At 28.4% G+C, this 8,774-nt stretch carries 8 protein-coding genes; 2 read left to right on the forward strand and 6 right to left on the reverse strand.

Annotation, left to right across the window (positions count from 1 at the left end; genetic code table 11):
- Both KA878_RS11305 and KA878_RS11310 read left to right on the forward strand, forming a co-directional pair.
- A partial coding sequence (locus tag KA878_RS11305; protein WP_210142165.1) for a YdhK family protein occupies positions 1-430 on the forward strand: 430 nt, incomplete at its 5' end.
- A 316-nt stretch (positions 431-746) separates the two neighbouring features.
- On the forward strand, positions 747-4,277 hold the full coding sequence (locus KA878_RS11310) for an N-6 DNA methylase (RefSeq protein ID WP_193839849.1): 3,531 nt from the start codon (positions 747-749) through the stop codon (positions 4,275-4,277).
- Between the two features lie 387 nt (positions 4,278-4,664).
- Here KA878_RS11310 and KA878_RS11315 read toward each other — a convergent pair whose 3' ends face one another.
- From KA878_RS11315 to KA878_RS11340, 6 genes are all read right to left on the reverse strand, one after another.
- The gene (locus tag KA878_RS11315; RefSeq protein WP_002486170.1) at positions 4,665-4,889 is read right to left on the reverse strand and encodes a hypothetical protein; all 225 of its coding nucleotides are present in this window, start codon (positions 4,887-4,889) and stop codon (positions 4,665-4,667) included.
- Positions 4,890-5,824: 935 nt separating this feature from the next.
- Positions 5,825-6,217 carry a serine integrase family protein gene (locus KA878_RS11320; protein WP_002486172.1) on the reverse strand — a complete coding sequence of 131 codons (393 nt, stop codon included), beginning with the start codon at positions 6,215-6,217 and terminating at the stop codon, positions 5,825-5,827.
- Between the two features lie 421 nt (positions 6,218-6,638).
- Positions 6,639-7,532, reverse strand: a complete 894-nt coding sequence (locus tag KA878_RS11325) for a DUF6994 family protein (protein WP_247878241.1) — start codon at positions 7,530-7,532, stop codon at positions 6,639-6,641.
- Positions 7,533-7,673: 141 nt separating this feature from the next.
- Entirely contained in the window at positions 7,674-7,895 is a 222-nt protein-coding gene (locus tag KA878_RS11330) for a hypothetical protein (RefSeq protein WP_193839850.1), read from the reverse strand.
- 13 nt (positions 7,896-7,908) lie between these two features.
- The gene (locus tag KA878_RS11335) at positions 7,909-8,418 is read right to left on the reverse strand and encodes a DUF1643 domain-containing protein (RefSeq protein WP_193839851.1); all 510 of its coding nucleotides are present in this window, start codon (positions 8,416-8,418) and stop codon (positions 7,909-7,911) included.
- A gap of 15 nt (positions 8,419-8,433) precedes the next feature.
- Positions 8,434-8,745, reverse strand: coding sequence for a DUF960 family protein (locus KA878_RS11340; RefSeq protein ID WP_210142166.1), 312 nt, complete (start codon positions 8,743-8,745; stop codon positions 8,434-8,436).
- Positions 8,746-8,774: the final 29 nt, after the last annotated feature.

The raw sequence follows: 8,774 nt of genomic DNA on the forward strand, positions 1-8,774 counted from the left end.
GCATAATGATGAAAGTAAAGTTCCTGAAGATATGACATCGACTAATGAGGGTGAATTTAAAGTAGGAGATAAAGTAACGATTACAGCAGGGCATATGCCAGGTATGAAAGGTGCAGAAGCTACTGTAAAAGGTGCGTATAAAACATATGCCTATGTTGTAAGTTATAAACCCACAAATGGAAATGAAAAAGTAAGCAATCATAAATGGGTCGTAAACGAAGAGATCAAAGATGCACCTAAAGATGGATTTAGTAAGGGCGATACTGTTAAATTAGAAGCAAGTCATATGTCTGGTATGAAAGGTGCTACAGCCAATATAGATAACGTGAAAAAGACGACTGTTTACGTAGTTGATTACAAATCCAAAGATAATGGTAAAATCATTAAAAATCATAAATGGATGACAGGAAATGAATTGAAAGCACGATAAAAATCTAGTTCTAGATTGAGAAATAAATAGATATAAAGATATCCTCCTTAATCAATAATTTAAATAACTTATTATTGTTAAGGAGGATATTTTTTAGTGTGTAAATTAAAAAGAATTTTAGAAGAATAACATTTATCAAAAAACTGTTCATTACCTTATTAAATGAAATTATATAATTAAAAATCGCATCATTAACCGATACGCAGAAGCATATCATAAGTGATGAGGTTTTTTATAATGAATGTAGTATGAACAATAAACTAAGAATAGTATATAATTAGTCACAGATATAAATTCATAAAGGTGTGAAAAAAGTATGATAACTATAAATGATTTATTTTCTTTATTAGAAATTTTAGATTATGAAAAAGTAACAAGTGATCGATTCTGTAAGTATTTTAATAAAGGAACTGTAAATGAATGTAAAATTGAAGTAGATTTTGAAAAAAACAAATTTACTTATCCAAAAGAATTAACTATACATAGAAATACTACTACAAATTTTTCATCCAATGAAAATTTTGTTATTTTTGAAGTAGTAAATAGGTTACTAGAAATAGGATATTTACCTAAACAAATTGAGTTGGAATTTTCTATCTCTATTGGAAGAGGTAAAGAAAAAATTACAGCATGGTCAGATGTATTAATTAAAGATAACGAAGGAAGATATTATGCTATTATTGAAGCTAAAACTAATGGTAAAGAGTTTGATAGTGCTTGGAAAAAGACAATAAATGACAATGGATATCAATTATTTTCTTATGTTGATCAACTAAGGAATTCTGAGAGTATACCATATGGAATCTTATATACATCGGATATTTTTGAAAATAGTATAATTAGAGATTATCATATAATTAGCTTTAAAGATAATATTGAATTTCTTAATAAAATTGACGAAAAGAATGATAAAAATTTATATTTAAAGTCAAGTGACTCAGAAGAATTATTTAGAATTTGGAATGAGGTTTATGATCAGGCATATTCAACAGCAGGTATGTTTGAAGAAAATGCTACACCTTTTGAAATATCAGAGATGAGATTAACCGTTGATGATATTTATAACAATCCATTAGATACTGATGGACTAATAAACAAATTCAGAAAAATATTAAGGAAGTACAATGTATCAGGTGGAGAAAACGCTTTTGATAGATTGTTAAATTTATTATTGGCAAAAATTGTGGATGAGAAGCAAAGTCTAAATACTAAAAAACCATTAGAGTTTTATTGGCGTGGTATAGCATTTGATGAAAAAAAGGCTCTCGTAGATAGATTACAGAGACTATATCGAGATGGAATGAAAGATTATTTAAAGGAAGATGTTACGTACATTGATACAAGAGATGTAGATAGAGCATTCTCCTTGTTTATCAATGATAAGGATGCTACGAAAGATTTAATTCAAAATTACTTTGATCAACTTAAATTTTATACTGATAACTTTTTCTCATTTATTGATGTTTATAATGAGAGTTTATTTAATCAAAATTTTGAGATATTAAGTGAAATTGTTGAGATATTTCAAGATGTATCATTAACTAATAGTAAACAACATCAATTTTTAGGAGATTTATTTGAAAAATTACTTGATCAAGGAATAAAACAATCTGAGGGACAGTTTTTTACTCCATTACCAATTGTTAAATTCATTATAAGTTCTTTACCAATCGATGAAATAATAAAAAATGGTAAAGTGCCTAAAGTAATTGATTACGCATGTGGATCAGGTCATTTTTTGACTGAATATGCAAGTATATTGAAAAAATATGTAGATTCGGAGAAAAATATATCAGAATATCATAAAAATATTTATGGTTTAGAGAAAGAAAGTCGCTTAGCAAAAGTTAGTAAAGTATCAGCATTAATGTATGGAGCAGTTGAAGCACAAATCTATTTTCAGGATGCACTACTTGAGACCGAAGAAATTGCAAATGGTACTTATGATATTTTAATTGCAAATCCACCATATTCTGTAACTGGATTCCTTGATACTTTAGATGAGAAAAGTAAAAAGGATTATGAATTATTCAAATTAGTTAATAATGTCTCAACAAATAAAGCTATAGAAGCATTTTTTGTTGAGAAGATGAAAAAGTTATTAAAGCCAGGAGGAATAGCCGGTATAATACTACCATCATCAATATTACAGAAAAATGAAAGTATATTTATTAATACAAGAAAAATGATTATTGAATCATTTGAAATTATTGCAATATTTGAAGCTGGTAAGGGCACTTTTGGAAAGACAGGTACTAATACTGTAACGCTGTTCTTAAGAAAAAGATTGAGTGAATTAGATTTATATGATCACTATAAAAATCGAGTTGATGCATGGTATGATGAAAAAGATAAATATGATGAATTATTTAGCGATGGACATAAATTGAGAGTATTTGCAAATATTCTTGGTTTATCCTTAGAGGATATCCTAAAAAATAATAAATACAAAGAAAAACTAATATATTATCTAATTAGTGATCATCAGGAAAATGATGTTATTATAATTAAAACTCCAGCAGCTGGAAAAGAATTGAAACAGTTTTTAGGTTATGAATGGAGCAATAGAAAAGGTTCAGAAGGAATAAAATATTTAAATGGTGAATTATCAAAAATAAATAATGATTTATATAATCATGATAATTTTTATGATAATACAAAGATAAATTTTATCATTAGAAATAATTTTAGTAACAAGGATAAAGTTGAACATGAAAATGTACAATATGCTCGATTACCCGAATTAATATCTTGGGAAGATCAAGATTTGAATTTAGGAATAAACACATATAAAAGACAAACTATAATGTTAGCAGAAAACGAACAATTGGTATCATTAAGAGATAATAAAATATTTGAGATGAACATTGGTAAAAGAGTTAAAGATGAGGAACTAGTTAAAGATGGTAAATTACCTGTTTATTCAGCTAATGTATTTAAGCCATTTGGCTACATTAATAAAAATATAATTGAAGATTTTACTAAACCTTCGATAATATGGGGGATAGATGGTGATTGGCAAGTGAACTATATAAAAGAAAACAAACCATTTTACCCCACTGATCATATAGGATATTTGCGTATTAATTCTGAGGAAATTAAACCTAGATATCTTGTGGAACTAATAAAAATGCAAGGTGAAACATTTGGTTTTTCTAGAACAAATAGAGCTTCAATGCATAAAATGAAAAGGATGCAATTAGTTATTCCATCTTTGGATGTGCAAGAAAAAATAATTAAAGAATTAGAAATACTTGATTATGAACAAGAAAAAATATTAGAAAAAATAAATGAATTTAATGATAATATCCTAAGTATTGTAAGTAATATTAAAGGGGCTAATAAGAAATTATCTGATGTTACTACAGAAATTTTTGCAGGGGGGGATGCTCCAAGTGATAAGTCAATTGTTCCCACAGATAAATACATGTATCCTATATATTCAAATGGGGAAAAAGAAGATGGATTATATGGTTGGAGTAGAATACCAAAGGTATTCGAAGAGGCGGTTACTATCTCAGCTAGGGGAACAATCGGCTATATAAAAATGAGAAAACCAAATTTTACACCAATTGTTAGATTAATAACAGCTATACCAGACAAAACTAAAATTAAAACGAAAATGTTGGAAATCGCTTTAAAAAATGCAGATTTTTTCAGTAGCGGGACTACTACTCAACAACTTACTGTACCTATGGTTACAAATATTATACTGAATTTCCCAAGCAATTTAAAAGAACAAGAAAAGATAATAAATGAAGTTGTTCGCATTGAAGAAAATATAGACGAATTAGAAAAAGAATTTTTAAAGTTGGAAAATATGAAAAAAGATCTGTATCGAAAGTAAGAAGAAGGAAATAATTTACTTTGATAGAGAAACTATTCAAAATTTTTTACAGGTTTATTATAAAGGAAATAGTAATAGAGAATTAATTTCAAAAAACTACTTCAACTAATAATAGTACTAATATTGAGGTTAAGTTAAAATTAGCTGTCCCATTTTGGGACAGGATTAGTTTTTTATGTAATTATAAACTTTCAATTGATTATTTTTCAAATGTGACCAATACACATACAATATCGTCAACAGATCTTTCTAAGTTTTTAGTCTATTTATGAATCTTTTATTGTGTTCGTATTATAACTCTAAATAATCTTTTAGATAATCTTTGAACTTATATTCGGAGTAATATACGGCAAGACAATTTTATTAGGGCATGAAAATATTATATTATTATGAGATATCAATAGTTATTTCGTTTGCAGCAATAGAAAGCATTATTATTGAATGATTATCTTTTATAATTATTGCAAGCCTATCTTCATCAACTAGCTGTTGAATTGTATCGATAGTATCTTGTAATTGCTTAATAACCGCTTCAGGCGACACACGAGCAGTCTTCTTCTCATCGAAGCGTTCGTAGGTAATATTTTCTGGATTGTCAGCGTTATAGCTCACGATAAAACGAAATCTATTGCTATCATTAAGGACTTTTAACGCTTTATGCAACTCGTTGATATCTTGTTTTCCGAGGTCACAACTGCCATAGTCTCTTAGGTCTTGGTTGATTTTATAATCGATTTAGATAAGGCCTTTAATTCTATTAGCAATTATCATAAAGTGCCTCTTGATGATTGATTTTGTTATTACTATTTTATAATGATATATATACTTATTGTGTAAAATTGTCTATGTAAATTTAGAATATTTACATATAGGTAAAAAATTAAAAAAATATAAAATACGCTCATCTCTTATTGCAGAGATGAGCGTATTTATTATTTAGCAACATTGTCTTTTCTTCCAGGGTGGTGCTAAAAATCCAACGTAGATAATTATAAACAATAAGTATGACCAAAAAAGGATGGTTATAAAAAATCCAACCATCACCAATCCTATTTGTATTACGATAAATACGCAAAGAAAATGTAGTAATAGTAACTCTATAATTTTAGATGATGTCATTGCTATTCCTCTATCATATCGTTATAACATTCTTGTAATCTACCGTCTATTTCACGCATTTCTTTGTTATTCATACCATCTTGACCTGTAAGTAGAGAAATTGTTATGAATCCATACTTCATAGGTATCTATAGCAATAGCATCATAACGAATGTTAATGCTAACATTGGGATAGTTTCCATATTTTTTAGTCCGTTAATGAATCCTTTGCCATAGTCAGCAGAATTCTTCTTTAAGTCTTCATCCTGTGATAATTATTTTCCTTTCGCATAATATATTTTTGATTTTTCATCTAATTTAGCTTCACGAATTTTGTCCTTAGCAATCTTTTATAATCTGCCACGTTTCTTCCTCCTGTTAATTTAAGTAATGTGTTTCTATGTTATATTCATACACGTTTTTTACACTATGTCTCCTCTCAGTATTGTCTATAGACAGTCGTCTGTTGCTATAAGACCATGTATAAATTTAAGTCCTTCTGAACCAGCAGTAGAATCTATAAATTCCATGTGACTATAAACATCGACATGACTGTTAATGCAAAACTCTATCTGCTTCAGATAATCATATATTTCGTGAAACATATTAAATGACTTATAGAATAAAACTAAATCATAATCTGTATTATATATTTTACCGTTAAGTTCATTTAATTTAGGATAGTAGCCTGTTATAAAGTGCTCTTCAATATCAATATAAACTTTTTCGATACGATAGCCTTTTTCCTTAGCAATTTTTGTAAGTATGTCTAGTTGCTCTTCTAAGGATACTCCAAATTGTGATTCATTTCCTTCATTCAAGTAGATTGCAGCTGTTTTCATTATTATCATCTCCGATTATTCGTTTAGGTAGGCTTTTATGTTTTATGTTTTGCTTTATGGTCTATCTGAATTAAATTAACTGGATACACTTTGAGATATGCTACTGTTAAGTTGTAGCAGTTTCTGTTGAAATTTCTTCAGTTGAATTAGAATTATTTTCTGCTATCTTTGTCTTATTTTCTTTTTCCTTATCTGTTTTTGTCTGTTTTGCTTTTAGCCTGGGTAGTCTCAAGTTTCAGTTTTTCTTTCTCTAGTGACAAGCTTTTATTTTTGAGTACTGAGAATATGCAAATACGCTGATGAGGGTTATTAAGAAAACAATTAATACAGATCCGTATCATTTAATACCGATTAGTAAATATAAAGATTTCGATTATAAAAATTGCAGTTTAGATACTACATTAGAAAAATTAGAAGCGTATTATACATAATAATCATTCATTAAGTCCATATGGATAGTAGATAATTCTTCGCCACATTTTTTAATATAATTAAGTATATTCGTAATATAAGCTTCTTCAAGCTTAATTTTTTTGGGAATTTCTTTTAAGCAATGTGACTTATCATTATTATATGGCAATGATAAGTCAATAACATCATATTTAAATGTGATGGGATCTTTATAGACGAAGTAATTCAATTGCATACGCTCTATAAATTGATTAAAAGTACCAAATGATTTTAGCCATTTTCGTGTTGGTTCTTGCTCGTAAGCTTTCTGTAATTTTAAATGAGCCGCATTGTCATAAAATAATTTAATATCAAATAGAGTATAATCAATTCTATCTTTTAATAAAATTCCTCTTAGTTGATTAAGAGAATTTTTTTGTACTGGAAAAGCTAAATGGCCCATTCTATTTCCTCTAATAAGTTCTAAGTCATCTAACCATTTTTTATCACCATTTCTAAATCGGAAAAGTGGTTTCCATCCGATGAGAGCATCTAGACTACATTTCTGGTGATTAATACTAAGATAATAAGACTCTTTGATGTATTGTGATTCTTGCATTTTGTTATAGAAATCTTGCATTTCAGCTGCAAGAGCTTTATCAAAACCATCAGGATCTACATATATTGATTTAATTAGAGATTCAAGTATTCGTATAGCATTATCTTTCTTGAATTTATTATTTTTATGATAATATGCTGCGTCTTCTTTTATTATCTTCCAAAAATCGCTCTCATATAAAGAGTTTATTAAATTAATATCATTTTGATAAACATATTGTTTCATTGAATGACCAATCCCTTTTAACAGTACAATTGCTTGATAATGTGCTACAGTTAATAATAAATTTAATACGTATTTCTTCACTAGAAACTAATAATTTAATTGTATAATACTTTTAAATTTAATGTAAAATTTCCTGAGTAAAATATTAATCAAAAAAATAAAGGTAAGAGCATCCCTCACCATAAAAGTGAAGGATGCTTTAGTTTTATTAGAATATAGTTTTCATTTTGATAGATAATGGCTAATAATTGTCTGTAAATCATTGTTAAGTACCGTTGTTATAGAATCATCATTCATAAAATCATCATAGATCTTATCAAGTATTTCTTCATCTTCAATTGCTGTAAAATGATGTACTAGTCCTTTTACGATAGATATATAATTTTGAGATGCTAAGCAACTAGCAACCGTTCGCCAATCTGATTGTTTAGTTTCATGGTTCATAGATAATCCTCCTTTATTTCAATGTCCATTTTTGACGTGCTTTAGGGTTGAGTGGATGCATAATTTCATTCGTTGATGGATTAATAAGCCTTTTGACTTTCTTTTTATGAGGTTTCAACATTTCCATCACTTGCTTAACACGTTCGACGACAACAGGCCGCTTCGCATAGGCACCATAAGCAAGAATCACTGTGTCACTTTCACTTATCGCTTTCATCAAGTGAATATCAGTGTGTTCATCATATGGTTCTTTATCTTTGAGATGCTTTATACTCATAGGTGTTTTAATATTAGAGAAAAGATTAACGAGATATACAGCGCCATATTGCTCAGAATTAGTTAATTGATTGAGGATGAGAACCGTGGTAAGATCGAGTGATAATACACCATCTAAATGAGGGTACATCGTTATCACTGTACAAGCGGGTTTCTTTTCATCCCATGTTTTCTTGAGTAAGTAGCGGTGTTTTTTATCTCCGCTAAATATGGCTTCTGTGTGTATTGTACTGTTAATTGTATTCATATATCATCATTTCCTTTAGTATTCTTCTGGTAAAAGCATCACATAATAAAAAACGTCTACATCATCTTCTCGGATGACGTAGACTTTCTTAGGTAATGCATTTTGATTTTTTACATAGTTTGTATAGTGATATTCCAATTTGTATGCAGGTTGTTCTTGTTCATGTGTGATTGAGAGTATATTCTCATCTTCTTGTAATTTAAAAATGTGTAGGTAATCGGTATGAGGTTGATTATCTCTTTCTTCTACCATATGCCAAAGTAAGATTTGAAGGTCTAGAGATAGTTGTTTACTAATGCCTCTTGTGATATATCGATTGATTTTCATACTATTTTCCTCCATTTTGCTTTTCTTTC

This window comes from Staphylococcus sp. GDY8P57P (assembly GCF_017892585.1).
GTDB classification, from domain to species: domain Bacteria; phylum Bacillota; class Bacilli; order Staphylococcales; family Staphylococcaceae; genus Staphylococcus; species Staphylococcus borealis.

Excerpts from the sequence above, each read along its gene's own strand:
- KA878_RS11310 (WP_193839849.1), top strand. The coding sequence starts at position 747 with ATGATAACTATAAATGATTTATTTTCTTTATTAGAAATTTTAGATTAT.
- KA878_RS11320 (WP_002486172.1), bottom strand. The coding sequence starts at position 6,217 with ATGAAAACAGCTGCAATCTACTTGAATGAAGGAAATGAATCACAATTT.
- KA878_RS11330 (WP_193839850.1), bottom strand. The coding sequence starts at position 7,895 with ATGAACCATGAAACTAAACAATCAGATTGGCGAACGGTTGCTAGTTGC.
- KA878_RS11335 (WP_193839851.1), bottom strand. The coding sequence starts at position 8,418 with ATGAATACAATTAACAGTACAATACACACAGAAGCCATATTTAGCGGA.
- KA878_RS11340 (WP_210142166.1), bottom strand. The coding sequence starts at position 8,745 with ATGAAAATCAATCGATATATCACAAGAGGCATTAGTAAACAACTATCT.